A 26680-nucleotide genomic window follows, 5' to 3' on the forward strand; every position below is an offset into this window, starting at 1 on the left:
TTTTCGTGACAGCCAATGCAAAAAAAGTCCCCGAGGACTATGAGGGCGCCATAGGGTTGATTTCAAAGCCCTATTCCCAGGCGGGCATGACCGCCGCGATCCAGTACCTCGACGAATGCCTCCGCAGCCCGCCGCCACAGCGGCACCTGCCGCAGGAGTTCAAGCTCGCGCCGGCCTATCTCGAACACCTTGAAACTATTAGCAAAAGAGGTTCCGGCACGACGTGACGTCGGTCGCGTCAAGGTCGAAGGTAAAACGGTTGCCGACGCTGCCGCGCCACGTTTGTTCATGCTTGTGCGGCATGGGAGAGCGAAGATCTTAAGGATGGTCGTCCACGATCCTTTCGTCTTTATGTCTTCCGAGCGTTGAATGCCCGAATCCGTCTTACGCATGATGCCTGCCGGGACGCGGCCGAGATCCTATCGCCTGACCGTGGCGATCAAACTCGCGCTTATCATCGCGGGAGTGACCGCCTGTGTCATGACGGTGAGCATCATCCTGGTAGGGCAACGGCTTCGCGACGATGCCGACGCCGACGCGGCCTTGGCGGCGCAGCAATCCTCCACGGCGATAGCCAGCGCGGTGCAAGACGTTTTCGAACATGCGTTCGAAATCGTCAAAACCACCAACGACAGCATGACGGCCCTCAAGGAAGAGAAGATCGAGGATCGCCGCGTTTACGACGCGTTGCTCAAGAACGTCATTCTGGCGGGCAACGACGTCTACGGCGCCTGGTTCGCCTGGACGCCGGGAAGCTTTCCGGCTGCCGGAGACAAGAGCGACCCCAACAGTTTGACGACATACTGGCATCAGAATGGCATGGAGATCTTCCACGACCAGGTCTCGCCGGACATGCTTGCGGCCGATCTTTACCGCGTGCCGTCTTCGTCTGGAAAAGCCTACCTGCTCGAGCCTCACGAGATCGACGCCGCCGATGGGGGCGATCCCGTTCTCGTCACGTCGTTTTCTCGGCCCCTCGGCAACGACGGCGCCATCGTCGGGGCGATCGGTATCGACGTGAAGCTCGACGCGATCCGCGACGCGCTGTCGTCCCTCGTCGTGCCAGCAGGAGCGACGTTCTCGGTCGTGTCGGATCGCGGCGTGGTCGCCATGTCGACGCATCCCGGCGCTGGCCGGGCGATCTCGCGGGCATCGGATCCGTTCCTGCAGACGGCTCTCGCCGCGGTCAAGCGCGGCGACGGCTTCGATATCGCCGAAGGTCCCAATCAGATCAAGACGTTGCGGCGGTGGAGCGCGATCCGCTTCAGTTCCGTGAAGAACCCCTGGTACGTCTTCATCCAAATTCCCGAACGATCTTATTTTGCGGTTAAGCTCGACAAGTTCACGTCGCTGCTTCTGGTGCCGGGCTTGGCCCTGTTGACCATCCTGCTGGCGGTGCTCGTCGCGGTTCACCGCCTCATCGCCAAACCGCTCGGCGCCTTGTCCAAGATCATCGCAGAGCTTGGCGACGGGCTTTTCGGCTTCGCAGTCCCCTATATCGGGCGAGCCGACGAGATCGGCGACATCGCCCGTGCTGTCGGGAGGCTTCAAGACAGCGGCGATGAAATTGCCCGGCTTCACGAGAACAGCGGCGAGGCCGAGTTTCAGCGACAGCAGATGCGGCGGGGCGAAATGGATGGCATCGCAGAGCGGTTCTCCACCTCTGTCGCCGAAGTCACGCAGGCCGTCGAGGCGGTGGCCCTGCATATCCGGGAGCGGTCCGAGCAGGTCGCCGAAACCAGCGATGCCGCGATCGGCCGGATCGGCTACCTCGCGACATCCTCGGCGATCGCGAAGACCAGCCTCGCATCCGCAGCGCGTTCCACGCTGTCGCTGTCGACAGCGATCGCCGCCATCCGCGACCAGACGCGGCAGGCCCGGCAGATCTCGGCCAAGGTCGACACGCGGGCGGTCCTGATGGATCGCTCGATCACCGAGTTGAAGGACACGCTGCGGCGGATCAGCGACGTCGCCAACGTCATCCGGGCCGTGGCCGGCCAGATCAATCTGATCGCCTTGAACGCCACGATCGAGGCCGCACGCGCCGGCGAGGCGGGCCGCGGCTTTGCCGTGGTCGCGCACGAGATCAAGATTTTGGCGTCGAAGACCGCCGGCGCGACTGACGAGATCGGGCGCTATCTGATCGCGGTGCAGGCGGCCTCGAACCTGACCGACGCAACGGTCGCCGGAATGCAGGAGGCGTTCGGCGAAATGCAGGCCGTGTCCGCGGAGATCGCCAATGCCCTCGATATCCAGACTTTGGCAACCGACGATATCCGGGTGGTGGTCGATACCGCCATCGGCAGCGCCGAGCACGTCGAGCAGAACCTGTCGGATCTCGGCTCGTCGGCCAGCCTGTTCCATCGCTCGGCCGGCGCCATGCTGGATGAAAGTGGCGGCCTGAGCCGCGATGCGGCGCGTCTCGGCGAGGAAGTGCGCGAGTTCATACGGTTCATCAAGACGGCTTGAGCGTGCCGAACCGCATCGCGTGACCTGAAGGACCGGCCCAGTGTAAATGCTGCCATCGACGCGCCTCGCGAGGGCGATTCGGCCGCGAAAGGCTTCAGCATGCGTATCCTGGTTCTCGGCGGCGGCGTCATCGGCATCACCAGCGCGTACTACCTCGCGAAAGCCGGACACAGCGTGACCGTCGTCGATCGGCAGCCTGGCGCGGGCATGGAGACGAGCTTCGCCAATGCCGGCCAGGTCTCGCCGGGCTATGCCGCGCCCTGGGCGGCGCCGGGCATTCCGATCAAGGCGCTGAAATGGTTGATGATGCGGCACCGGCCACTCGTCATGTGGCCGCGCGTCGAGCCGCGCCTCTATCTCTGGCTGGCAAGCATGCTCGCCAACTGTACCGAGGAGGCTTATGAGCGCAACAAGGGGCGGATGCTGCGGCTCGCGGAATACAGCCGCGACGTGCTGAAGGCGCTGCGCAGTGAGACCGGGATCGTCTACGATCATCGCGAACGCGGCACGCTGCAGGTGTTCCGCAAGCAGTCGCAGCTGGATCATGTCGGCGCCGACACCGACGTGCTCGAGCGCTATGGCGTGGCGCACCAGGTGCTCGACGAGGCCGGCTGCATCGCCGTCGAGCCGGCGCTGGCCCGGGTGCCGGGCAGGGTTGTCGGCGGATTGTATCTACCGGGCGACGAGACCGGCGACGCGCATCTGTTTACGCAGCGGCTCGCGGCGCTCTGCGTCGAGCTCGGTGTGGAATTCCGCTATGGTGCCGCCATCAAACGGATCCTCAAAGAGGGGCAGACCGTGTCTGGCGTCGAGCTGGAGCAGGGCGCCGTGCTGGTCGCTGACGCCTATGTCGCAGCGATGGGCAGCTTTACCCCGGCGTTGCTCAAGCCGCTTGGGCTGGACCTGCCGGTCTACCCCGTCAAAGGCTACTCGCTGACGATGCCCATTGCCGCCCCTGACGCCGCGCCCGTATCAACCGTGATGGACGAGACGTTCAAGGTCGGGATCACCCGCCTGGGCGATCGCCTGCGCATCGGAGGGACCGCCGAACTCGCAGGCTTCAGCCACACCTTGCGATCCCCGCGTCGGGCCACGCTGGAACAGTCGGTGTCCGATCTGTTTCCCGACGCCGGCGACCTGCGCGGCGCCAGCTTTTGGACCGGGTTGCGCCCGATGACGCCGGATGGCACGCCGATCATCGGCGCGACAGCCTTCGGCAACCTGTTCACCAACACCGGGCACGGCACGCTCGGGTGGACGATGGCCTGCGGGTCGGCGAAGGTTCTGGCAGATCTGATGTCGGGCAAGACGCCGGATATCGCGGCAGATGACCTGTCCCTTCAGCGCTACGCGACGGCACCCTAATCATCGATATATCAGCCTGTTGCACATTTTTGGTCTCTTGACCAAATAAACGACGATGCTAGCCTTCGTAGATAATTAGGCTTGCCCGCGACGCGGCGAAGGATGCGATGATGACGGTAGAAGCGCTCCGCCAGACCGAACGGCCGCTCGACCCGCTGCGCCCCGACGAGATCGAGACGGCGGCCCGCATCGTCCGCGCCGCGCATGACCTCGGGCCGGGCATGCGCTTCGAGACCATCGTACTGCATGAATCCATGGACGGGGTGGCCGACCGCCGGGCCTTCGTCGCCGTCTACGACTCCGCGACGGTCGCGGTGTTCGAAGCCATCGTATCGCTCGCCGAGGGCAGGGTGCTCAGCTGGACGGCGCGGCTTGGCGCCCGGCCGCGCATCGCGCCCGAGGAATTCTTGGCTGCGGAGCACCTGGCGCGGCTCGACCCGCGCTTCATCGCGGCCCTTGCCCGCCGTGGCATCACCGACATGGCGCTGGTCTGCTGCGATCCCTGGTCCTGCGGTGTGTTCGGTGCGTCCGACGAGGATGGGCGCCGCATCATCCAGGTCTTCACCTGGATCCGCCTGAGCACCCACGACAATCAGTTCGCCCACCCCGTCGAAGGCCTGACCGCGCTGGTCGATCTGAACAGCAGCGAGGTCATCCGCGTCGACGACGATCCCGATGCCCCCCCGGTGCCGATGACGCCCTCGAACTACAGCGCCACATTCCAGGAGACCTGGCGCACCGACATGAAGCCGATCGACGTGGTGCAGCCCGACGGCGCGAGCTTTTCGGTCGACGGCTGGGCGGTGACCTGGTGCGGCTGGCAATTTTCCATCGGCTTCACCCCGCGCGAGGGGCTGGTGCTGCATAACCTCACCATCCGCGATGGCGACATTCAACGCTCCGTGCTGCGCCGCGCGGCGCTCGCCGAAATGGTCGTGCCCTATGGCAGCCCGCACGCCGCTCATGTGCGCAAGAACGCCTTCGATTGTGGCGAATACGGCATCGGCGTCCTCGCCAACAGCTTGCAGCTCGGCTGCGATTGCCTCGGCGTCATCCGCTACTTCGATGCCGCGGTGAACGGCATCGATGGCAGCGCCCAGGTGATCCGCAACGCCATTTGCATGCACGAAGAAGACACCGGCATCCAGTGGAAGCACACGGATTTTCGCACCGGCGAGGTCAGCGTGCGCCGCGGGCGGCGGCTGGTAATCTCCTTCATCGCCACCGTTGGAAATTATGAATACGCCTTCTACTGGCATCTTCAGCTCGACGGCACGATCGAGCTGGAGGTCAAGCTCACCGGCATCATCAACACCACTGGCCTGCTGCCGGACGGCACCGCCGGCCGTGGCACGCTCGTCGCGCCGGGCGTCGTCGGGCACTACCATCAGCACATCTTCAACGTCCGCCTCGACATGGCGGTGGATGGCCCCGACAACACGGTGCTGGAAATCGACACCGTCGCCGACGCGCCGGGGCCAGACAACCCGTGGAACAACGCCCTGACGCTCGTCGAGACGCCGCTCGGAACCGAGATGGCAGGACGGCGCCATGCCGATGCCGCACGGCTGCGCAGCTGGACAATCGTCAACCGCTTCAGGCGCACCGCGCTCGGCCATCACCCGGCCTACAAGCTGGTGCCGCACAGCGCGGTGCAGACCTTCGCGCGGCCGGGCTCGCAGGTCGGCACCCGCGCCGGCTTCGCCGGCCACGATCTCTGGGTGACGCAGACGCGAGCCGACGAGCGATGGCCGGCCGGCGACTATGTGAACCAGAGCGGGCCTGGTGAGGGGTTGCCGGCCTATGCGGCGCAGGATCGCCCGATCACCGATCGCGCCATCACGGTCTGGCACACGTTCGGGCATCACCACGTGCCGCGGCCGGAGGACTATCCCGTGCAGCCCGTCGTCTCGTGTGGCTTCACGCTGCAGCCGTTCGGCTTCTTCGACCGCAATCCGACCCTTGATGTCCCTCCCTCAAATAAGAGGCACAGCTGCTGCGGCTGACCGGGCATTTCCTGTTGTGACGGCAGATTCTGCCGCTGGCTTCGGCAGGGCCGACCATTAAGCTGGCAGGGGGTGGGCGCTAATGCGGCAGGCTCCAGCTTCCTACATTTGATGTATATCGACGGGTGATAAAAAGTATTATCTAGCTTGGCGGCAATCGCCCTAACCTAGTCTTGCACACCGCGACGGCGCGGTTTTATCGGGGTGGTTTTGGTATGAGTGCAAGCGTCGTGACGCCGATGACGGATGCCGATCCGCTGTGCCGTCTCACGTCCGCCGAGCTGTTTCAGGGTTTTTCGAGCGGCGCGCTGTCGCCCGTCGACGTCGCAACCGCCGCGCTCGATCGTGCCGAGGCGATCAATGCCACCTTCAACGCCTTCACTCGCATCGACCGCGATGCCGCGTTGGCCGCGGCGCGGGCGTCGGAGCAGCGCTGGCGCGCGCACGCGCCGCTATCGTCTGTCGATGGTGTGCCGACCACCATCAAGGATATCGTCTGGGTCAAGGATTGGCCAATCCGCTACGGAAGTTTGAGCACAAACGATACGCCGTGCATGGCGGATTCGCCCGCGGTGGCGCGGCTGCGTGCGGCCGGCACCACGATCCTCGGCCTGACCACCACGCCGGAGTTCGGCTGGAAGGCGCTGACCGACGGGCCGCTCAGCGGCATCACCCGCAATCCCTGGAACCCGGCCGTGACGCCTGGCGGCTCGTCGGGGGGCGCAGCCGTCGCCGCAGCGGCGGGGGCAGGCGTCTTCCATCTCGGCACCGATGGCGGCGGCTCCATCCGCATTCCCGCGGCCTTCACCGGCATTACCGGCCACAAGCCGACCTACGGCCGTGTGCCGGCGTACCCCGCGAGCGGATTCGGAACCGTCGCGCATCTCGGCCCAATGACGCGCGGCGTCGCCGACACCCGCGCCATGCTGAAGGTCATGTCCGGCAACGACGACCAGGATTGGCTACAGGGCCCAGCCGATCTTCAGCCGCTCGACGACGAGGCGCGCCGCTTCAAGGGCGCGCGCATCGGCTTCTGGGCGACGCCGCCTTGCGGAACGGTCGATCCCGAGATTGCGGCGACGGTACAGGCCATCGTGCAGCAACTCGAGGCGCTCGGCGCGATCGTCGAACCCATCGATCTGCCGGGCACGGACGTGCTCGAGACGTTCAACGTGCTCTGGTATTCCGGCGCCGCCGCGCGGCTCGCGCCGTTGCTGGCGGAAGCCCGGCACGAGGTCGACCCCAACCTGCTCGACATGGCCGCCGACGGCGAGAAATTCGGCGCCGTCCGCTACGTCCAGGCGATGGCGGCGCGCGCCGAGTTCGGACTTGCCATGGACACTCTGCTGGCGCGCTTCGATATCGTCATTTCGCCGGCGACGTCCGTTCCGCCTTTCGTTGTCGGCCACGAAGTACCGCCGGACAGCGGGTTGCCCCGCTGGATCGAATGGGCCGGCTTCAGTTTCCCCATCAACCTCAGCCAGCAGCCGGCCTGCGTCGTGCCATGCGGCCAGACGGCAAGCGGACTGCCGATCGGTCTGCAGTTCGTCGGCGCGCGCGGCGCCGACTCCGCCGTGCTGAGCTATGCCGCGGCATTCCAGGAGGCGTTTCCGGCGCATTTCTTGTAACGACCCATTTCGTATCGGTGCAAACCATCCCACGCAGGGTTTTCGCAATCGCCTGATTGCCCCCTGTTCCCATAGGACGAGGAGACAAGCATGCTCGACAAGCGTTCATTACTGCGGGGATCGATCGGGGCCGGCGTTGCCGGCATGGCGGCGCTCGCCAGCGTCAAGCCGAGCGAAGCGGCGGGCGACAGCGGCCCGATCCCGGTCGGCGCTGCCTTGCCGATGTCGGGCCTGTCGGCTGCCGATGGCATCGAGTTCAAGAACGGACTGGAACTCGCGGCCTCCGAAATCAACGCCGCTGGCGGCGTGCTCGGCCGCAAGATCGAGATCCACGTCGAAGATACCAAAGACATGGGCGCCGACGTGGTCAGCCAGTCGATGCAGCGCCTCGTCGATCGTTACTCGGTGCCGGTCATCATCAACGGCTACAACGTCGGCACCAACATGGTGGAGATGGACGTCGCCGCCGATAACGACATCATCATGATGCACGCCAACACGCTGATCTCGCACAACGAAAAGTTCAAGACCAACCCCGAGCGCTTCTACGGCAGCTTCCAGATGGATCCGCCGGAATTCTATTATGGCCCGGGCTGCCTCAGCTTCCTCAACGATCTGATCAAGGACGGCAAGTGGAAGCCGGCCAACAAGAAGATCGCGATCATTCCGTCCTCCGTCGAATACGCCGTCGTCATCGCCAACGCGATGCGCAACCAGGCGCAGAAATACGGCTTTGAGGTCAGCCTGTTCGAGACCGTCGGATTCCCGACGAGCCAGTGGGGGCCGACGCTCGCCAAGCTGCGCCAGGATCCGCCGGCAGCGATCCTCGTCACGCATTTCCTGCCGCAGGATCTCGCGCAGTTCATGCTGCAGTTCACGCCGCAGCCGACGCAGAGCCTGATCTATATGCAGTACGGCCCGTCGCTCCCGGCGTTCCGCCAGATCGGCGGCCAAGCGGTCAACGGCGTTATCTACTCGACGGTGATCGGTTGCCTGCCGGACGACTTTTCCGCTGACTTCCGTAAGAGCTACCGCGAAAAATTCGGCCCCGGCGCGGCTTATATCACGGGCTCGCAGACCTATGACGCGCTGTGGAAGTGGGCACTGTCCGCCGCCATCGCCGGCGGCGCTGGCAAGCCGTTCGACAAGGACCAGGCGAAGAAGGTGTCGCATGCGATCAAGCAGTTGGTCTATCGCGGCGTCAGCGGCGTGCAGCGCGTCGATCCCGACGGGCAGTCAGCCTATTGCTACCCGACGCAGGTCTCCGATCCTTCGCTCGGCATGCCGCACCAGTTCCTGCAGCACCAAGACTATAAGAGCGATCCCAAACTGATCGCGCCGGCACTCTACGCGACCGATAAGTTCGTGCTGCCGCCGTGGATCAAGTAGGACCCTTGGATCGCATCACCCCATGAGCAGCGTTTCGCCGCCTCATAGCATTCTCTTCACCTGCGACGGCGTCAGCCGTCACTTCGGGTCGCTGAAGGCTGTGGACTGCGTCTCGCTTGTCGTTGAGGCCGGAGAAATCCTCGGGATCGGCGGCCCGAATGGCGCCGGCAAGACCACCTTGTTCGACGTCGTGACCGGCCTGACGGCCCCTACTTCAGGCCGGTTCTGGTTCGGTGATCGCGAGATCACCGGACTCGGAGCCGATACCATCTGCCAGGCCGGCGTCGCCCGCACGTTTCAGCTCAACGCCGCCTTCGATACGATGACGGTGCTGGAAAACGTGCTGGTCGCGGCGCATTTCGGGCGCCACCCGAGGCTGTTTTCGGGGTTTCGCCTGGGGCGTGCGACGCGCGAGGCCGCCTATGCGGCGCTCGAGTTCGTCGGCATGACCCACAAGGCCCACGCCATCGTTCGCGATCTCCCGGTGCTCGACCGCAAGCTGCTGATGATCGCCGGCGCGGTGGCGACCAACCCGCGCATGATCTTCCTCGACGAGCCGGTCGGCGGCCTCACCGCCGGTGAGATCGACGTGGTGATGGACCTCGTGCGCAAGCTGCAAAAAAGCGGCATCACCATCGTGCTGATCGAGCATGTGATGCGGTTCCTGCTGCAGCTCTCGACGCGCGTCATCATCATGCACCACGGCCAGATCATTTTTGAGGGCAAGCCCGAGGCGGTGCCGGAAGACCAGCGCGTCGTCGAGACCTACCTCGGCGCCGGTGCCACGACCCGGCTCAAGCGCTTCTTCCGGGACAAGCAAGATCAGCAGGCGGCCGATGCCTGAGACTCTCGCGCTCGTCCTTACCGGCATTACCTCCGGCTACGCCGGCCCGGCCGTTCTCACCGACGTGTCGCTGAGTGTCGGCCGCGGCCAGTTGATCACCGTCGTCGGCCCCAACGGCCACGGTAAGACGACGCTGCTGAAGACCATTTCCGGGCTGGTGCGGCTGCGCGGCGGCCGCATCGACCTCGAGGGCAAGTCGATCGCCGGTCTCGCGCCCGACGTCATCGCGGCGCGTGGCGTCGCCCACGTGCCACAGGGCGATCTCTTGTTCCCGCAGATGAGCGTGGAAGAAAACCTGCTGATGGGCGCCTATGCCGAGCGCGCCAAGAGCGTCATCGCCGAGCGGCTGGACGAGGTGTTCGTCCGCCTGCCAAAGCTGGCTGAGCGGCGCAAGCAGATCGCCTCGACGCTGTCGGGCGGCGAGCGGCGGATGGTCGGCATCGGCCGTGGGTTGATGATGGGTGGTCGCGTGCTGCTCATCGACGAGCCTTCGCTCGGCCTGGCGCCCTTGATCATCGAGCAGATCTATCTCGTCATCGCCGACCTCAAGGCGTCGGGCCGCTCGATTTTGCTGGTCGAGGAAAATCCGGCCCGCGTCGTGGACTTGGCGGATTCGATCCATCTGCTCGACAATGGCGCCATCGTCTGGTCCGGTCCGCCGGCGGAGCTGATGGCGCGCGACGAACTTCTCGCCACCTACCTCGGAGGCTGATCATGAGCGCCAGCACGTTGATCGCGATCCTCACGGCCGGCCTGACCAACGGCGCCGTCTATGCGTTGGCGACGATCGGTCTGTCCCTCGTCTGGGGGTCGCTCGGCATGCTCAACATGGCGCACGGCGCGTTGCTGACGCTCGGCGGCTACGCGGCCTACACGGTGGTGACGACCTACGGCCTGCCGGCGCCCGTCGGCTTCGTCGGCGGCATCGCAGCCGGCGCGCTGGCCGGGGCGATCCTCTACGGCGCCGTCGTCAAGCACCTCCTGAAGCAGCCGTCCGAGACCTTTGAGACCAACGTGCTGATCGCGACCGTCGGCATCGGCATCGCATTGGAAAACACCATCCTGCTCGTCTACGGCGGCCAGCCGTTCCGTCAGCCGACGTCGATGGATGGCCTGCTGCGCATCGGCGTCACCAGTGTGCCGGTGCAGGATATCGTCATCATCCTCGTCTCGCTCCTGATGATGGGCGTCGTCGGCTGGATTCTGGCCCGCACGCGCATGGGCCGAGCCATTCGCGCCACGGCGCAGAACCGCGAGGCGGCACAACTGATGGGCGTGCCGATCCGCCGCGTCTATCTCCAGGTGCTGATGCTCGCCGGCGCGCTGGCCGGCATCTGCGGCGTGCTGGTGAGCTCGATCACCCAGCTCAGTCCGTCGCTTGGCGGCGATCCGATGTTGAAGGCCTTCATCATGTGCGTCATTGCCGGCCTCGGCAATCTGCCGGGCGCAGTGGCCTCGGCCTTCGGCCTCGCCCTGATCGAGGCCTTCGTGCAGTTCGGCGCCGGCGCGCGCTGGGGGTTTCCGGTGCTCCTCTTGATCGTCATCCTGGTGCTGATCTGGCGCCCGACCGGCCTGTTCGGCCGCGCCGCGATCCGCCGGCTGTGAGGGCGCCATGACGATGTCGTCCACGCCGACCCTGATGGCCCGCCACCGCGCCCCCTATGGCGATCTCGCCATGGCGCTGCTCGTCATCGCGTCGCTCGTCGCGATCCCGTACGTCGTCGAGAGCCGCTATCTCCTGGGCCAGGTGATTTTGGCGCTGTTCTACGCGACCATCGCCTCGCAGTGGAACCTGCTGTTCGGCTTCGCCGGGGTGTTCTCGCTGGCGCAGATGGCGATCTTCGGCTTCGGCGGATACGCCACCGCGATGCTCTGCGTGTACTTCGGCTGGAACATCTGGCCGGCGCTGCCGGTGGGCGCGGTAGCGGCGGTCGTCTTCAGCCTGCTGATCGGTCTCGCCTGCTTGCGGCTCGCAGGCGTCTACGTGGCGCTGCTGACGCTCGCCATCGCGCAGGCGCTCTATCTCCTAATCGTTACCGACACCGAATGTTTCCGCATGGTCGGCTCGGCGTGCCGGCAGTTCACCGGCGGCGCCGTCGGCTTCGCGCGGTTCGGCGATTTCGGCACCCGCGCGTTGTTCCGCGCCAAGTGGCTGGTCGGCAATTATGCCATCGTGTCGGTGCTGTTCGGCTTCACGATGCTCTGCACCTACGGCATCGTCAAAAGCCCGATCGGGCTTGCCTTTCGCGCGCTGAAGGACAATCCGGGCTATGCCGTCGCGCGCGGCGTCAACCGCTTCCAGTCGCAACTTCTGGTGTTCGGTGTTTCCGCTTTCTTCACGGGCCTCGCCGGCGGCTTCTATGCCGCGCACTTCCAGGCGATCAGCCCGGGGATCCTGTCGCTGTCGCAGCTGCTCTTCATCATCGCCGCGACCGTCGTGGGCGGCATCGGCACCTTCTGGGGGCCGCTGGTCGGCACCGTCGTGCTGATGGTGGCGGACGAGGCAATGCGCGAGACCGGCGAATACCGCACGCTCGGCCTCGGCCTGATCATCACCGCCGCCATCATCCTGATGCCCAACGGTCTCATCGGGCGCCTCGGCGACGTCGTCGGCTGGGCCCGCAAACGGTTTGCGGCCAAAGCACCATCACTCTCCGCAACACAGTAGTCGAGGCGACGATGTACGATACGATCATTCTGGGCGCCGGATCGGCCGGTTGCGTCATGGCCAACCGCCTCAGCGCCGACCCCGCGCGCAAAGTCCTGCTGCTCGAAGCCGGGCATGCGGCCCCGCTCGCGTCCGACATTCCGTCGGACTGGGTGACGATGTTCAACACCTCGGCGGACTGGGGCTTTCATACGGTGCCGCAGGAAGGCTGCCGCGGCCGCCGCATCTTTTGGCCGCGCGGAAAGATGGTCGGCGGCTCCGGCGCGCTGAATGCGATGATCTACATCCGCGGCCTGCCGTCGGACTACGATGGCTGGGAGGCGATGGGCAATCCGGGCTGGTCGTGGGACGACGTGCTGCCGGTGTTCAAGGCCTCGGAAGACAACCAGAGGCTCGGCAACGACGCGCTGCATGGGACCGGCGGCCCGCTGCACATCAGCGATCCCGCCTATACCGATCCCGGCGAACATCTGTGGCTGCAAGCCGCGCAGGCGGCCGGCTACAAGCTCAACGAGGATTTCAACGGGACGGACCAGGAGGGCGTCGGCTTCTTCCAGTTCTTCATCAAGAACGGCGAGCGCTGGGGCACGGGCAAGAGCTACCTGCGTCCGGCGCTGGAGCGGCCAAACCTCACGATGAAGACCGGCGTGCGTATCACCCGCATCCTCGTCGAGAAGGGCCGCGCCGTCGGCGTCGAATATCTCGACAAGGCGCACCTGCAGACGGCGCATGCGAGCTCAGAGGTCGTGCTGTCGTCGGGCGCCATTGGTTCGCCCCAACTCCTGATGCTCTCCGGCATCGGCCCGGCCGACGAGTTGCGCGCGGTCGATGTCGCGCCGGTGCACGACCTGCCGGGCGTCGGCAAGGATCTGCAGGATCATATCAACATCCCCATCACGTTTTCGGCCAACCAGAAAATCGGCATCGGCGCGCTGACCGGCGAAGAGTGGGACACCTCGTTCAAACAGTGGCAGGACGATCGCACGGGCCTGCGCACCTCGGCCTGGGTTGCCGCCGCCGGCCATGTCCGCAGCCGCCCCGACGTCGAGCCCGATCTGCAGCTCTACGGCGCGCTCAGCAGTCATCGCGACTATGCGCGCTTCCTGCATTCGGGCTCGGGCGTCACCTTCCACTCGACGCTGCAGCGGCCGAACAGCCGCGGCGAGATCCGCCTGCGCAACGCCGATCCGATCGAGGCACCGATGATCGATCCGCGCTATTTTACCAGCGATCCCGAAGGCGTCGACCTCGCCACGATGGTCGAAGGCATCCGCATCAGCCGGCGCATCGCGGCACAGAGCCCGCTCGCCGAAGTGCTGTCGGGCGAGCTTCCGCCCAGCGCGGAATGCGAGAGCGACGCCGACCTCATCAACTACATCCGCGGCCATTGCACGACGCTCTATCATCCATCCAGCACCTGCCGGATGGGCACGGATGCGAGAGCCGTCGTCGATCCCAAGACGCTGAAGGTTCATGGGCTGGACGGGCTGCACGTCGCCGATGCGTCCGTGATGCCGAAGATGATTTCGGGCAATCTCAACGCGCCGACGATCATGATCGCCGAGCGCGCCGCGCAGATGATTTTAGGGTAGGGGCGAGCGGCAATGGCGACGGGCTGGAATTTCCACGAGCTCTACCTCTGGCACGACACCGGCAATGCCGCGACGATCTTCCCGGCTGGGCTGACCATAGAGCCGGGGGAGCACGCGGAAAACGCCGCGACCAAGAGGCGTTTCAAGAACCTGATGGAGGTCTCCGGCCTCGTCGATCAGCTGGTGCCGATCCGCGCGACGGCGGCAACGGAAGCCGACCTGGCGCTGTTCCACACGCCGGACTACATCGCCAAGATCAAGGCGCTGAGCGCCGATCGCGGCGGCGACGCCAGCTATCTCACCCCCTTCGGGCCGGGCAGTTTCGAGATCGCCTGCCTCACTGTCGGCGGGACGTTTGCGGTCGTCGACGCCGTCGCCACGGGCAACATCAAAAATGGCTATGCTTTGGTGCGCCCGCCCGGACACCACGCCGAGCGCGACCGCGGCCTTGGCTTCTGTTTGTTCGCCAACGTGCCGCTGGCGATCATGAAGGCGCGCGCCGCGAGGACCATCGGCCGCGTCGCGGTCGTCGATTGGGACGTGCATCACGGCAACGGCACCCAGCAGGCGTTCTACGACAGCGCCGAGGTGCTCACGATCTCGCTGCACCAGGACGGCCTGTATCCGCTGAACTCCGGCAAGGTGAGCGACCGGGGCGAAGGCTCAGGCGAAGGTTTTAACATCAACATCCCGTTGCCGGCCGGCTGTGGCGCCGGCGCCTATGCCGCTGCGTTCGAACGAATCGTCGTGCCGGCGCTGCGCGCGTTCAAGCCGGACATGATCGTGGTGTGTTCCGGCTTCGACGCCAGTGCCGCCGACCCTCTCGGGCGGATGATGCTGCACAGCGGAGCCTACCGCGGCATGACCGCGACGCTGATGGCCGTTGCCGACGAGCTTTGCGGCGGCAAGATCGCGATGTCGCACGAGGGCGGCTATTCCGCGAGCTACGTTCCCTATTGCGGTCTCGCGGTGATGGAGCAGCTGAGCGGCATCAGGACCGCCATCGACGATCCGTTCCTCTCCAACTTCTCCGCCTATCCCGGTCATACGCTGCAGCCGCACCAGGACGCGGCGATCGCGGCCGCCCGAGAGGCCGTGACACTGTTTTAGGAGGCTCGCAGCCGGGGCGGGCGCTCTTCCGCCATTGGCCGATTGCGAGAGCCTCCCTCCCGACGTAGGGAGGAGCCATGGAAACGGCATGGCTCGAGGATTTTCTGGCGGTTCTGGACGAGGGCGGGTTTTCCCGCGCCGCGGATCGCCGCGCGGTGAGCCAGCCCGCCTTCAGCCGGCGCATCCGGGCTCTCGAGGACTGGATCGGTACGGCTCTGTTCGACCGCGGCACCCATGCCGTGCGACTGACTCCCGCCGGCGAGCGCTTTCTACCCGCGGCGCAGGAGATGCTGCGGCGTCTGCAGATCGGGCGACAGGACGCGCTCGGCGCGGCGCGCGAGGCCTCGGAGATGCTGCGGCTGGCGGCGACGCATGTGCTGTCGCTGACGTTCTTTCCCACCTGGCTTCGCGCCCTGGAGGCGACGGCGCCAACGGAGGCGACGGTCCAGCTCACGGCCGACAATATGGTCGCCTGCGAGCGGCTGATGGTGGAGGGACGCGCGCAGTTCCTGCTTTGCCACAACCATCCCGCCGCGGCGACGCGGCTCACCGGCGACACGTTCTGCTCGATCGGGGTCGGCGACGACGTCCTGCTGCCGGTGGCTGCGCCGTCGCTGTTCGCCGGCGCGCCGTCACTCGACGGCCCCTGTCTCGCCTATACCTCGGAATCGGGGATGGGGCGGATCCTCGCGGCGTCCTGGTCGGCCAGCGGCAAGACCGCGCCACGCACGCCGGCCTTTTCCTCCCACCTCGCCAGCGTGCTTGCGGCGATGGCGCGCGACGGGCGCGGAATCGCCTGGGCGCCGCTCAGCCTGGTCGAAGACGACCTGGCGGCGGGCCGTCTCGTGCGTGCTGGAACGCAGCGGGACGAGGTGCCGATGGCGATCCGGCTGTTTCGCCCCAAAGCGCGGCAGACCAAGACGGCGGAGGCGCTGTGGGAACGGGCGCTCGCGCTTCGGACCGCGGATTAGCGGCCAAGCGGCCGAGCTTAAGCCTAAAAGGCCGCGAGGGTCGCGAGGCCTTCTCGCAGCGTTGGATTGTGTTGTCACAAACCTTGCAGCCCGGGCTGTGCGGGCGACTGTGGCACATCCGTTGCTTAGTGATGGGCCGCGACACGGCCAATGGAGTCGGGCATCTCAAAATTAGTTGTCGACCTCGTGTCAGTGGCATTCGAGGAGCGCGGTTCAAAATTTCAAGCGCTGGCGCCTGTGACGATGGCGACCGAGGCCGGGCGCTTCGTAAGTCTCATCGGGCCGTCCGGCTGCGGAAAGAGCACGCTTTTCAACGTCATCGCCGGTCTGCTGCCGCCGTCCAGCGGGCGGGTTCTGATCGATGGCGAGGATTTCACCGGTCTGATCGGGCGGGTTGGCTATATGCTGCAGAAAGATCTCCTGCTGCCGTGGCGGACCGTGCTCGACAACATTGCGCTTGGCATGGAGATCCGTGGGGCCAAGCTGCGCGACGCCCGCGCCCAGGCGATGCCCTACCTCGCGCGCTACGGCCTCGGCGGATTCGAGCTGAAATATCCGGCGACCCTTTCTGGCGGCATGCGGCAGCGGGCGGCCCTGCTGCGCACGCTCCTGATCGATACCGACGTCATCCTGCTCGACGAGCCCTTCGGCGCCCTCGACGCGCAGACCAAAGAACAGATGCAGGAATGGCTGCTGCAGCTCTGGTCGGATTTCCGGAAAACCGTGGTTTTCGTCACCCACGATCTCGACGAGGCCTTGTTTCTCTCCGATGAAATTCACGTGATGGCGACGCGGCCCGGCCGGATCGTGGAGACGATCGCCGTGCCCTTCGACCGACCGCGCGACCGTTCGGTGGTCACCACGCCTGAATTCGCCCGCCTCAAGCAGCATTGTCTCAAATTGCTGTCGGCCTCGCACGCGATCGAGGATGCAGCATGACGGTCAGCCCGACGCGTCCTGGCGTTGTCTTGTCAAAAACGATCGAGGCGGCCCGCCCGCGCCGCGCCCGGCGCCTGCCGGTTCAGAAGCCCTGGCCCGCGTGGCGCATCGCCGGCGTTCAGGTGGGGATCTTGATTCTGCTGCTGCTCGCATGGGAAGGCGCGGCGGATAGTGGCGTGATCAACGCGTTTTTCTGGTCGCAGCCGAGCGCGGTGTTCCACTCGCTGATCGTGTTCTGCGTCGAGGGCGATGCCTTAATCGACATCACGACCACATTCGAGGAAACCTTGATCGGCTTTGCGCTGGGAACGGCGATCGGGTCGATGATCGGCCTATCGTTCTGGTGGTCGCGCAATTATGCCGCCGTGGCGCAGCCCTTCATCATTTGCTTCGAGAGCATACCAAAACTGGCTTTGGCGCCGCTTGTCATTCTGGTTTTCGGCATCGGGCTGGCCTCGAAAGTCGCGATCGCGACGGCCTTGACGCTTGTCGTCACGACCCTGACCGTCTCTTCCGGCGTGAAGGCCGTCGACCCGGACAGCGAACGTCTGTTTTATTCGCTTGGGGCGTCGCGCTGGCAGGTCTTCCGCAAACTCGTGGTGCCGGCCTGCCTGCCCTGGATGATCTCGCTGTTGCGGGTGAACATCGGGTTGGCGCTGACCGGTGCCGTGGTCGGCGAATTCATCGCCTCGCAGCATGGGCTTGGGCGGGAAATCTTCTACGCCGGCTCGACCTACGACATCGCGCTCGTCTGGGTGGCGGTGCTGGTGCTGTCGACTTTGTCCATTCTGATGTACCTCGCGGTTTCTGCGCTCGAGAAAGCGCTGCGCCGCGGCGTCCTTCACTGATCCATCCTTTTTGCTCGGAATCCTTATCGCATGAACCGTCGCACCTTTACCGCGCTCGCAGCGTCCACCGCGCTCTTTCCGATGCCGTCCATTCTGCGCGCGCAAGAGAAAAAGCAGCTCGTGATCGCCGAACCCTTTCACAGCATCGGGTACCTGCCGCTCTATATGGCGGCGACAAAAGGGTTTCTCGCGGCCGAAGGGCTTTCGGGCCAGGTCGTGGCGCTCGAAGGGGGCGGATCGAGCCACACCAACGCGGTCCTCTCAGGGCAGGCGTTCGCCTTCATCGGTGGGCCAGAGCACGACGCCTTTGCCAAGATCAAGGGCGGCGAGATGCGCGCGGTGGCCAACGTGGTCAACCGCGGCAATGTCTACTTCGTCGCGAAGAAAGGCCTCACCCCCGGTCATGATCTCGGCGCCTTTCTGAAGGGGCGCAAGATCGGGACGCTGTTTTTCGGCTCGACGCCAAACTCGATCACCCGCTACGTCGTGATCAAGGCCGGCCTGGCGCTGACGGACGTCACGATCGTCGAGAGCACGAATGCCGGGCAGTTGGCGCTGATGAAATCGGGGCAGATCGAAATCGCCGCGCTGTCGGAACCGCAGGTGACACAAGGCATTCGCGCCGGATTATGGGACGAGCCGTTCTACAGCGTGCCCGCGGAACTCGGTCCTTACGCCTACTCCGTCATGAGCGTGCGCGAAGAGTCGATCCGCAAGGATCCCGAAACGGTCGCGGGCTTCGTCAGGGCGATGATGAAGGGGCTGCATGCGCTTCATGACGATCCAAAAGCAGCCCTCACGTTTGCCCACGAGCAGTTTCCCACCATGCCTCTGGAAGACGTCAAGGCGACCATGGATCGAGGGTTTGCCGACAATGTCTGGAGCACCGACGGGATCATCACCGAGCAGGGCTGGGCCACGGGCAAGGCCGTGGTGATGACCTCGGGATTGCTCAAGCAGGACGTGCCCTATGACGGGATCATCGACATGCAATTCGTGAAAGCCATCAAGTAGCGTCCGTGTCGTCGAAGCTGCCGTGGCGGAGGCGTTCGCTTCCGCCACGACGATCGCGTTACATTTGGTCGAGGCCCGCAGCCAGCGCGAAGAGCTTGGCATCGCCGCCCTCGAAGCCGAGGATCTGCAATCCGAGGGGCATGCCGCCCGCCTGAAGACGGGGGAGCGTCACCACCGGCACACCGAGGATCGAACCGGGCACGACGAAGATCGGGTTGCCGGTCGTTGCCAGTCCGACAGGCGCGGCGCCCGGCGCGGTGACGCTGATGAGCGCGTCGACGCCATCGGCGAGCTTGGCGTAGGTCGCACGAATGGCGGCGCGACGCGTCAAGATCGCCGCGTACTCGGCCTGTGTCATTGCCTCGGCCGTCGCGGCGCGATCCCGGGCGGATTGGCTGATGGCGGAGGCATCCCGCGCCATGAAGGCGTTCAGCGGCCAGCGCCACTCCCAGGCAATGATCTTCATCGCGATATCGAGGGATTCCGCCAGGGCCTGCTCCGTCTCCTCCAACGCCGCCCAATCGGTGCGGGTGACGACTTCGATCCCGGATTGCCGCAGGTCGGCGATCGCACGCTCGAGAGCCTCCTGGGCCTCCGGCTCGATCACCGCCCAGCCGGCCGTCTGCAGCAGACCGAGACGCTTCGGTCGCTCGGCCGCGGGCGGCGTCATCGGCCCGACGATGCCGACATGGCCGGGGTCGCCGCCGACGCGGGCGACGATCTCCCGGGCCATGACCCAGGCATCCTCCAGGCTCGCCGCGATGACGCCCGAGCAGCTATGGCTCAGCAGGTCGAGACTGCCGCCCCGGTTGATGCCGCCGACGCTCGGTTTGTAGCCATAGGTGCCACAAAAGGCGGCGGGCCGTATGATGGAGCCGACGACCTGGGTTCCCATTGCGCCGGACACCATGCCCGCGCCGACGGCAGCCGCCGAGCCGCTGGACGAGCCGCCCGGTGTCCGTGTCACGTCCCAAGGGTTGCGCGTGCCGCGCGGCTCGCTCGACGCAAACTCCGTCGTGACGGTCTTGCCGAGAATGGTTGAACCGGCGAGGCGCAAGGCGATGGCACTGGCGGCCCCGAACAGCGGGCGGTGGCCTTGGTAGAGGACCGATCCCTGTTGTGTGTCCATGTCATCGGTGTCGATGATGTCCTTGATGCCGACGGGCATCCCGTCGATCGCCGAAAGCGGCTTGCCTTCTGCCCAGCGTTTCGTCGACTCGTCGGCGTTCCGGCGCGCGCCCTCGAGATCCATCACCGTGAAGGCGCCGACGCTCGGCTCCCAGCGCGCCACGTCCTCGAGGCATCCTTCGAGGAACGTGCGCGGCGTCTCCGTGCCGGAGGCAAAGGCCGCGCTCGCAGCCAGAAAGGGCCGCCGCTTTGGCGTGCTGTGGTTTTCTTGATTCATGAATGCTCCGGCGATGTCTGCGCGTGTTGAAAACGCTGAGAACGATGTCGATCGGCTCGGTTGCGGGCCAGGACTTGAGGTGCAGGTGTTCTAGACTTCAACCAGCCGTCAAGGCGATCGGATCAGGAGTAGAACGCGACGTCTGTTTTAGCACAAACGATACCATCGGCAGGTCGCGTTATCGACGACGTAAGGCAGAGGCCGTCACGATTCGCCCTGACGCGGAGGGCGTTCGCGCGACGCAGGCGTTTCAGGCACGCGTTCAAATAATGGAGAGCGACTGCGGTCAGCCCCTCATCAAGGCGATGATAGCGTCGAACAGGGTCACGCCCGCCAAAGGCGCGAGGAGCAGCATCACAAGATTGAAGGCAATGATCCAGATCACCACCGTTTCCTGGCGTTTCGTGAGGCGGCTATGCGGGCGCGGCGGTTTCCGTGGCCCTGGCGCCGGCCAGTCGTTCCGGGAATCGACGTACACCGGCATCCTCCCAAGATGTGCGCCCGACCTGCGTTTGTCAGGATGAAGCGCCGACCGCTCCGGGCGGCCGAACCCGCTTTGGAGCGACATCGCCGGTCCATGTCAGTGCGAGCCCGGACTCAACGTAGTGGCAATCGGGGCCGCGGCGCAACTCTGGCTTTCGGTCGCACCTCTCACGCCAACCAGGGATTTTCCTGCAGATACGCCTGCTCGAACCGCTGGATCGCCGCGCGCTCCTGCAGCGTCGCGCCGACGGCGTCGAGGCCGAGGATCAGCGACTCCTTGCGGGTGGGTTCGATGTCGAAGGCAAGCTGCAGGCCGCCCGGCGCGGTGATGGTCTGGGCGGGAAGGTCGATGGTCAGCGCCGCCGTTGTGGGATCGGAGACGATCGCCGTCAGCGTGTCCAGCGCGGCGGCTTCGAGGGTGATCGCCAGCATGCCGTTGCGCGCACAATTGTCGAAGAAGATCCCGGCGAAGCTGGTGCCGATGAGGGCGCGGAAGCCGAGCTGGCCGAGACCCCAGACGGCGTGCTCGCGGCTCGAGCCGCAGCCGAAATTCGGCCCGACCACGAGAAAGCGCGCCTCCTGCCACGGGCTCTTGTTGAGCACGAAGGTGTCGCGCAAAGGCCCGAAGCGCAGATCATGGAACACGCCGTCGCTGAGCCCGCTGCGGTCGACGCCCTTCAAGAATTGCTTCGGCATGATGACGTCGGTATCGATGTTGGATGCCGGCAGCGGCGCGGCGATGCCGCTGACGATGGTGAAGGGCTGCATGTCAGTTGCCTCCGATGTCGCGGCGGGTGTCCGTGAGCCGGCCGGCGATCGCGGCGGCGGCGACCATCGCCGGGCTCATCAGGTGGGTGCGCCCGCCGGCGCCCTGGCGGCCCTCGAAATTGCGGTTGGTGCTGGAGGCGCAGCGCTCGCCGGCGCCGAGCACGTCGTCGTTCATCGCCAGGCACATCGAACAGCCGGATTGCCGCCACTCGAAGCCGGCATCGAGAAACACTTTGTCGAGCCCCTCGGCCTCGGCCTGCCGCTTCACCGTGCTCGAGCCGGGCACCACCATCGCCCGCACGCCCGCCGCGACATGGCGGCCACGCACGACCAGGGCCGCATCGCGCAGATCTTCGATGCGGGCGTTGGTGCAGGAGCCGATGAAGGCGCGGTCGATGGTGATCGCATCGAGGGCCATGCCGGGCGCAAGGCCCATGTAGGCCAGCGCGCGCTCCATATCGCGGCGCCGGTCGGGATTGGGCTCCTGCGCTGGGTCTGGAATGCTGGTGTTGATCGGCGCCGCCTGATCGGGGCTGGTGCCCCAGGTGACCATCGGCTCGATGATTTCGGCGGAAAGGACCACCTCCTGGTCGAACACGGCGTCGGGATCGCTCTTGAGCTCGCGCCAGGCAGCCACGGCTTGGTCCCACAGATCGTCCTTCGGCGCCCGGGGCCGGCCGGCGATATAGGCGAACACGCGGTCGTCGGGCGCGACCAGCGCACCGCGGGCGCCGGCCTCCACGGCCATGTTGCAGATCGTCATTCGTCCCTCGACGCTGAGGGCCGTGATGGCGGTGCCGGCGAACTCGATGGCATAACCGGTGGCGCCCGATGCGCCGATCGTGCGGATCAGCGCCATCACCACGTCTTTCGCGCGGACTCCCGGCGCGAGGGTGCCGTCGACGGTGACACGCATCGACTTCAGGCGTTTATAGATCAGCGTCTGAGTCGCCAGATAATGTTCGATGTCGGAAGTGCCGATGCCGAAGCCGAGCGCGCCGAAGGCGCCGTAGGTTGTGGTGTGGCTGTCGCCGGCGGCGATGACCATGCCGGGCAGCACCAGCCCGATCTCCGGCATCACCACGTGCTCGATGCCCTGCAGTGGATGCAGAACGTCGAACAGCTCGATGCCGAAGTCGCGGCAGTTTTCGGCAAAATATTCCGCTTGGCGTTCGCCGCCGGCATCGGCCATCGCCGCGACGCGGCGACTGGCGGTGGGGTTGACGTGGTCGACGGTCCCGAGCGAGGCGCGCGGCCGCCAGACAGGCCGCCCGGCCTCGCGCAGCCCGGTGAAGGCCTGCGGGCTGGTATATTCGTTCAACACGGTGCGATCGATGTAGAGCAGCACCTGGCGCCCGTCCGCATCGAGGCGGCGCACGGTGTGGGCATCCACGAGCTTGTCGTACAGAGTTCGTGGCGCCACGACTGTCTCCCAAAGAGTCTTCTGAAGCTTTCGGCGCCGAGATCAGCACAAATTTGCGGCGCGCGCTCATGCAAGCTTCGCATCAATTGATCCGCGATCAGCCTTGGCCATGAGGCATGGCCTCCGGCTAAGCTCTCAAAAACCGCCGGAAGAGCGGCCGTACGCCGGGAAACGCCATGAGCACGAGTGCCGTCGAAACCATATCCGCGCCTGAAGACCGCGCGCCGAGCCTGTGGCTCCGCGTTTCTGTGTTCAAGGTCGGGCCGCTTCCGCTCCCCGTCTATGTGGCCCTCACGGCGCTGACGGCGGCCGCCGTGCTGACCAAGCGGCTGCCGAACGACCTTATAGGCGGTCTCACGATCCTGATGCTGGTCGGCTTCCTGATGGTCGAGCTCGGGAGCCGCCTGCCGGTGTTGAAGCAGATCGGCGGCACGGCGATCATGAGCCTCTTCGTGCCCTCGGCCCTGATCGGCTACCACCTCGTCGATCCCGAGATCTTGAAGGCGGTCACCGCGACCTACAAGACCGCAAACCTGCAGTATCTCTACATAGCCTGCCTCGTTGCCGGCAGCATCCTGGGGATGGACCACAAGGTGCTGGTGCAGGGTTTTCTGCGCATGTTCGTGCCGCTGCTCATCGGGACGGCCGTGGCGATCGGCACCGGCGTGCTGGTCGGGCTGCTGTTCGGCTACGAGATCAAGCACACGTTCTTCTTCATCGTGGTGCCGATTCTCGGCGGCGGCCTCGGCGAAGGCGTGCTGCCGCTTTCGCTCGGCTATGCCGAGATGCTGCATCGGCCGCAGGCGGACCTCGTCGCGATGATGGTGCCGGCGGCCCTGCTCGGCAACGTGGTGGCGATCATCGCCAGCGGAATGCTCAATCGGCTTGGCGAGAAGCGGCCGGCCTACAGCGGCAATGGCATTCTGGTCCGCAGCGGCGCCGATCGCGATCTGCTCGCCGGTGCGGATGGGGAGGCGCCGGTCGACTTCGGCCTGATGGGCGCCGGGCTGCTGCTCGCCTGCGGTTTCTACATCCTCGGCGTGCTGCTGGCGCCGGTGACCGGCATTCCCGGCCCGATCCTGATGATCGTCGGCGCGGCAATCCTCAAGGTCACGAAACTGATCCCGGCGCGGATGGAGCTCGGCGCCTACCAGATGTATCGCTTCATGACGACGAACCTGACGTCGTCGATCCTCGTCGCGATGGGCGCGCTGCTGGTGTCCTGGCCACAGCTGACGGCGGCGTTCACGCTGGGCTATTTCGCCATCTGCACGGCCACGGTCCTGGCGATGATCGCGGCGGGCTTCTTCGTCGGCCGCTGGCTGAACATGTATCCGGTGGAATCGGCGATCGTCACCGCCTGCCACAGTGGTCTCGGCGGCACCGGCGATGTCGCGATCCTCTCGGCGGCTAACCGCATGGGGCTGATGCCTTTCGCGCAGATCTCGACGCGCATCGGCGGCGCAGCGATGATCGTGATCGCGACCTTGCTGATGAAGGCGTTTTACTAATCACGGTCGTATACTGAAGCGCAGACGGCCTGCCTCGAGCCCGACGCGCAAGCCGCGATGCGTCGCAAGGTAATGGACCGCGACGGCGGCTGCGGCAAAGCCGGACGCGGCGCCGACGGCAAGACTCCAGCGCGGCCCAAACGTGTCGGCGACCCAGCCGGCGATCGGCGCGCCGATCGGGGTGCTGCCCAGAGCGATGGCGAGGCGGATCGCCATCACGCGGCCGCGCATCGCCGGTTCCGTGGAGAGCTGAAGCAGGCTGTTCGTGGTGTTGCTGAAGGTCAGGGCGGAGACGCCGACGAGGACGAGCATCAGGCCGAAGAGCCAGTAAGTCGGCATGATCGCGGCGAGCGCCAGGCCGATCCCGAAAAACAGCGCGCCCGTGCTGAGAACCGCGATATCCGGCTTTTCCCGGCCGGCGGCGAGCAGCGCGCCGGCAACCGTGCCGATTGCCATCATCGAGGTCAGCAGCCCGTACTGGCTAGCACCGGCGTGAAACACGGTGACCGCCATCGTCGAGATGAAGATCGGAAAGTTCAGGCCGAAGGTGCCGATGAAGAACAGCATGATCAGGACGGCTCGCAAGTCCGGGCGTTTCCAGACATAGCGGAACCCCTCGACGAGTCCGCCGGGCGTCCGCAGCGCCCGGGCGTTGCGGTGCAGGTCGCCGATGCGGAGCAGGCAGAGCGAGCCGAGGACGGCGCCGAACGAGGCCCCGTTGATGAGAAAAACCCAACCGGTACCAACCGCGCTGATGAGAACACCGGCGACGGCCGGGCCGATCATCCGCGCCGCGTTGAACGAGGTGGAGTTCAGCCCCACGGCGTTCGACAGGTCGGCCTCGCCGACGAGTTCCGAAACGAAGGTATGGCGCGCCGGCGCATCGAAGGCGCTGACGCAACCGAGCAGGCCGGCAAAAACGTAGACGTGCCACAGCTGCACAAGGCCGGCGATGGTGAGGGCGCCAAGGCCGAGCGCAAGCGCGCCTGTCGTTGCCTGAGTGATCATCAGCAGCTTGCGGCGGTCGAAATGATCGGCGGCAAAGCCGGTGAACGGCAGCAAGAGAAGGTGGGGCCCAAACTGCAGCGCCATGACGATGCCGACGGCGCTGGCGCTCTTGTGGGACAGCTGCGTCAGCACCAGCCAGTCCTGGGCGGTGCGCTGCATCCAGGTGCCGACGTTGGAGACGAGCGCGCCGCAGGCCCAGACGCGGTAGTTGAAGCCGCGCAGCGAGCGGAAGCGGCTGGTCGCGAAGCTCACGCGGCGCCGGGCGCGTTGCCGCCATGGAGCCTGCCGAACAGACGCGCCGTGATGACGCCCATGACAAGAATTCCCAGGCCAAGGGCAGCGCTATCTTCGATGGAACGAAGGTCGAAGGTGCCGACCCGAACGACAAGTCGGTAGGCAGAGACCAGGTTGAAAAAGCCCCACAGCACATTGACCGTCGACGACGACAACCCCACGCCGCGCGGCTTGGCGAAGGGGCTCTGGAAGGGACGGCCCATCACGCCGCTGACGAGATGCGGCACGGCGTTGATGAGAAAGGCGCCGCCGAAGAAATAGGCGATATCGTGAAGCCAGTTCATGCGTGGGCGCTCCGGTTCATCAGGTCGATGATCTCTTGCGTCGTGCCGGTTTCGCCGAGCCGGGGGAACACGTTGGCGATGCTGTAGTCGTGTGCCTCGGGGCGGAGGTCGGTCATCGCGTCGGTCGCAAGCGTGACGTTGAAGCCGGCCTCATAGGCCTGGCGCGCGGTGGCTTCGACGCCGGTGCCGGTGGCGACGCCGACGACCACCACCTGGGTGACGGCGAGCGCGCGCAGCCGCTGCTCGATGTCCGTGCTTGCGAAGGCGCCCCAGGTGCGCTTCGTCACAGTGATGTCGGTCGGCTGCTGTCCGAGTTCGGGCAGCAGATCGGTCCAGCCGTCGGGAAACGGCGCGCTCAGGCGCGGCCGCTCGGTGCGGCCCGGCGCGCTGTCGGCGACGTTGACCAGCACCACCGGAAGTTGGCGCGCGCGAAAAACGTCGGCCAGGGCGCGGGCTTTTTTCACGACGTCATCGACCCCGTTCCGGGCGGCGAGCGCCACGATTCCTTTCTGCAGATCGATGACGATGAGGGCGGTTTTCGGATCGAGCGTCGTGAGTGGCATGCTGATTTCCTGTGGTTCGTCGTAGGCCGAGGGATGTTTTGGCGGCGGCTGGAGGCTGCGCAGGTCAGGGCTCGACCAGCCGCCTGAAAAGGGCGACG

At 65.8% G+C, this 26680-nt stretch carries 22 protein-coding genes and 1 pseudogene; 17 read left to right on the forward strand and 6 right to left on the reverse strand.

What is annotated here, in order from left to right:
* The 16 genes and pseudogenes from GSQ79_RS22390 to GSQ79_RS22465 form a co-directional block, all read left to right on the forward strand.
* Positions 1-227 (forward strand): annotated as a pseudogene (locus GSQ79_RS22390) (hypothetical protein); the annotation flags it as partial.
* Positions 228-369: 142 nt separating this feature from the next.
* Positions 370-2469 carry a methyl-accepting chemotaxis protein gene (locus GSQ79_RS22395; protein WP_158810986.1) on the forward strand — a complete coding sequence of 700 codons (2100 nt, stop codon included), beginning with the start codon at positions 370-372 and terminating at the stop codon, positions 2467-2469.
* A gap of 99 nt (positions 2470-2568) precedes the next feature.
* Positions 2569-3834: a D-amino acid dehydrogenase gene (locus tag GSQ79_RS22400; protein ID WP_158810987.1), complete on the forward strand. Its 1266-nt coding sequence runs from the start codon at positions 2569-2571 to the stop codon at positions 3832-3834.
* Positions 3835-3944: 110 nt separating this feature from the next.
* The gene (locus tag GSQ79_RS22405) at positions 3945-5840 is read left to right on the forward strand and encodes a primary-amine oxidase (RefSeq protein ID WP_246725508.1); all 1896 of its coding nucleotides are present in this window, start codon (positions 3945-3947) and stop codon (positions 5838-5840) included.
* Between the two features lie 215 nt (positions 5841-6055).
* The gene (locus tag GSQ79_RS22410) at positions 6056-7468 is read left to right on the forward strand and encodes an amidase (protein ID WP_158810989.1); all 1413 of its coding nucleotides are present in this window, start codon (positions 6056-6058) and stop codon (positions 7466-7468) included.
* Between the two features lie 90 nt (positions 7469-7558).
* Complete coding sequence (locus tag GSQ79_RS22415; protein WP_158810990.1) at positions 7559-8857, forward strand: ABC transporter substrate-binding protein; 1299 nt, start codon at positions 7559-7561, stop codon at positions 8855-8857.
* Positions 8858-8879: 22 nt separating this feature from the next.
* A complete protein-coding gene (locus tag GSQ79_RS22420; RefSeq protein ID WP_158810991.1) occupies positions 8880-9701 on the forward strand; it encodes an ABC transporter ATP-binding protein in 822 nt (273 codons plus the stop codon).
* Positions 9694-10413, forward strand: a complete 720-nt coding sequence (locus GSQ79_RS22425; RefSeq protein WP_158810992.1) for an ABC transporter ATP-binding protein — start codon at positions 9694-9696, stop codon at positions 10411-10413. Before GSQ79_RS22420 ends, GSQ79_RS22425 begins: the two co-directional genes overlap by 8 nt.
* Positions 10414-10415: 2 nt before the next feature.
* Positions 10416-11306 carry a branched-chain amino acid ABC transporter permease gene (locus GSQ79_RS22430; RefSeq protein WP_158810993.1) on the forward strand — a complete coding sequence of 297 codons (891 nt, stop codon included), beginning with the start codon at positions 10416-10418 and terminating at the stop codon, positions 11304-11306.
* 7 nt (positions 11307-11313) lie between these two features.
* On the forward strand, positions 11314-12369 hold the full coding sequence (locus GSQ79_RS22435) for a branched-chain amino acid ABC transporter permease (protein WP_246725510.1): 1056 nt from the start codon (positions 11314-11316) through the stop codon (positions 12367-12369).
* An 11-nt stretch (positions 12370-12380) separates the two neighbouring features.
* Positions 12381-13961, forward strand: a complete 1581-nt coding sequence (locus GSQ79_RS22440; RefSeq protein WP_158810994.1) for a GMC family oxidoreductase — start codon at positions 12381-12383, stop codon at positions 13959-13961.
* Positions 13962-13973: 12 nt separating this feature from the next.
* A complete protein-coding gene (locus tag GSQ79_RS22445) occupies positions 13974-15071 on the forward strand; it encodes a class II histone deacetylase (protein WP_158810995.1) in 1098 nt (365 codons plus the stop codon).
* Positions 15072-15148: 77 nt separating this feature from the next.
* The gene (locus tag GSQ79_RS22450) at positions 15149-16042 is read left to right on the forward strand and encodes a LysR family transcriptional regulator (protein ID WP_158810996.1); all 894 of its coding nucleotides are present in this window, start codon (positions 15149-15151) and stop codon (positions 16040-16042) included.
* 186 nt (positions 16043-16228) lie between these two features.
* The gene (locus tag GSQ79_RS22455) at positions 16229-16981 is read left to right on the forward strand and encodes an ABC transporter ATP-binding protein (RefSeq protein ID WP_210253183.1); all 753 of its coding nucleotides are present in this window, start codon (positions 16229-16231) and stop codon (positions 16979-16981) included.
* Complete coding sequence (locus GSQ79_RS22460) at positions 16978-17829, forward strand: ABC transporter permease (protein ID WP_158810998.1); 852 nt, start codon at positions 16978-16980, stop codon at positions 17827-17829. The genes GSQ79_RS22455 and GSQ79_RS22460 overlap by 4 nt, the downstream gene beginning before the upstream one ends.
* Before the next feature lie 30 nt (positions 17830-17859).
* Positions 17860-18843 (forward strand): ABC transporter substrate-binding protein, encoded by a 984-nt coding sequence (locus GSQ79_RS22465; protein ID WP_158810999.1) that lies wholly within the window; start codon positions 17860-17862, stop codon positions 18841-18843.
* 58 nt (positions 18844-18901) lie between these two features.
* On the opposite strand, the gene GSQ79_RS22470 is transcribed toward GSQ79_RS22465, so the two are convergent.
* The 3 genes from GSQ79_RS22470 to leuC all read right to left on the reverse strand — a co-directional run bounded on the left by GSQ79_RS22470 (position 18902) and on the right by leuC (position 22922).
* Positions 18902-20248 (reverse strand): amidase, encoded by a 1347-nt coding sequence (locus GSQ79_RS22470; protein ID WP_158811000.1) that lies wholly within the window; start codon positions 20246-20248, stop codon positions 18902-18904.
* Positions 20249-20899: 651 nt separating this feature from the next.
* On the reverse strand, positions 20900-21499 hold the full coding sequence (leuD, locus tag GSQ79_RS22480; protein WP_158811002.1) for a 3-isopropylmalate dehydratase small subunit: 600 nt from the start codon (positions 21497-21499) through the stop codon (positions 20900-20902).
* A 1-nt stretch (position 21500) separates the two neighbouring features.
* Positions 21501-22922, reverse strand: a complete 1422-nt coding sequence (leuC, locus tag GSQ79_RS22485) for a 3-isopropylmalate dehydratase large subunit (RefSeq protein WP_158811003.1) — start codon at positions 22920-22922, stop codon at positions 21501-21503.
* Between the two features lie 176 nt (positions 22923-23098).
* On the opposite strand from leuC, the gene GSQ79_RS22490 reads away from it, so the two are divergent.
* Positions 23099-24433 (forward strand): 2-hydroxycarboxylate transporter family protein, encoded by a 1335-nt coding sequence (locus GSQ79_RS22490; RefSeq protein WP_158811004.1) that lies wholly within the window; start codon positions 23099-23101, stop codon positions 24431-24433.
* Here GSQ79_RS22490 and GSQ79_RS22495 read toward each other — a convergent pair whose 3' ends face one another.
* The 3 genes from GSQ79_RS22495 to GSQ79_RS22505 form a co-directional block, all read right to left on the reverse strand.
* Positions 24434-25693 (reverse strand): MFS transporter, encoded by a 1260-nt coding sequence (locus GSQ79_RS22495; RefSeq protein WP_158811005.1) that lies wholly within the window; start codon positions 25691-25693, stop codon positions 24434-24436.
* Positions 25690-26019, reverse strand: coding sequence for a hypothetical protein (locus GSQ79_RS22500; protein ID WP_158811006.1), 330 nt, complete (start codon positions 26017-26019; stop codon positions 25690-25692). Before GSQ79_RS22500 ends, GSQ79_RS22495 begins: the two co-directional genes overlap by 4 nt.
* A partial coding sequence (locus GSQ79_RS22505; RefSeq protein WP_368669965.1) for an isochorismatase family protein occupies positions 26016-26680 on the reverse strand: 665 nt, incomplete at its 5' end. The genes GSQ79_RS22505 and GSQ79_RS22500, both read right to left, overlap by 4 nt.

Source organism: Beijerinckia sp. L45, assembly GCF_009765775.1.
GTDB lineage: Bacteria > Pseudomonadota > Alphaproteobacteria > Rhizobiales > Beijerinckiaceae > RH-AL1.

Coding starts and splice junctions, on each gene's coding strand:
- GSQ79_RS22395 (WP_158810986.1), top strand. CDS start 370: ATGCCCGAATCCGTCTTACGCATGATGCCTGCCGGGACGCGGCCGAGA.
- GSQ79_RS22400 (WP_158810987.1), top strand. CDS start 2,569: ATGCGTATCCTGGTTCTCGGCGGCGGCGTCATCGGCATCACCAGCGCG.
- GSQ79_RS22405 (WP_246725508.1), top strand. CDS start 3,945: ATGACGGTAGAAGCGCTCCGCCAGACCGAACGGCCGCTCGACCCGCTG.
- GSQ79_RS22410 (WP_158810989.1), top strand. CDS start 6,056: ATGAGTGCAAGCGTCGTGACGCCGATGACGGATGCCGATCCGCTGTGC.
- GSQ79_RS22415 (WP_158810990.1), top strand. CDS start 7,559: ATGCTCGACAAGCGTTCATTACTGCGGGGATCGATCGGGGCCGGCGTT.
- GSQ79_RS22420 (WP_158810991.1), top strand. CDS start 8,880: ATGAGCAGCGTTTCGCCGCCTCATAGCATTCTCTTCACCTGCGACGGC.
- GSQ79_RS22425 (WP_158810992.1), top strand. CDS start 9,694: ATGCCTGAGACTCTCGCGCTCGTCCTTACCGGCATTACCTCCGGCTAC.
- GSQ79_RS22430 (WP_158810993.1), top strand. CDS start 10,416: ATGAGCGCCAGCACGTTGATCGCGATCCTCACGGCCGGCCTGACCAAC.
- GSQ79_RS22435 (WP_246725510.1), top strand. CDS start 11,314: ATGACGATGTCGTCCACGCCGACCCTGATGGCCCGCCACCGCGCCCCC.
- GSQ79_RS22440 (WP_158810994.1), top strand. CDS start 12,381: ATGTACGATACGATCATTCTGGGCGCCGGATCGGCCGGTTGCGTCATG.
- GSQ79_RS22445 (WP_158810995.1), top strand. CDS start 13,974: ATGGCGACGGGCTGGAATTTCCACGAGCTCTACCTCTGGCACGACACC.
- GSQ79_RS22450 (WP_158810996.1), top strand. CDS start 15,149: ATGGAAACGGCATGGCTCGAGGATTTTCTGGCGGTTCTGGACGAGGGC.
- GSQ79_RS22460 (WP_158810998.1), top strand. CDS start 16,978: ATGACGGTCAGCCCGACGCGTCCTGGCGTTGTCTTGTCAAAAACGATC.
- GSQ79_RS22465 (WP_158810999.1), top strand. CDS start 17,860: ATGAACCGTCGCACCTTTACCGCGCTCGCAGCGTCCACCGCGCTCTTT.
- GSQ79_RS22470 (WP_158811000.1), bottom strand. CDS start 20,248: ATGAATCAAGAAAACCACAGCACGCCAAAGCGGCGGCCCTTTCTGGCT.
- leuD (WP_158811002.1), bottom strand. CDS start 21,499: ATGCAGCCCTTCACCATCGTCAGCGGCATCGCCGCGCCGCTGCCGGCA.
- GSQ79_RS22490 (WP_158811004.1), top strand. CDS start 23,099: ATGAGCACGAGTGCCGTCGAAACCATATCCGCGCCTGAAGACCGCGCG.
- GSQ79_RS22500 (WP_158811006.1), bottom strand. CDS start 26,019: ATGAACTGGCTTCACGATATCGCCTATTTCTTCGGCGGCGCCTTTCTC.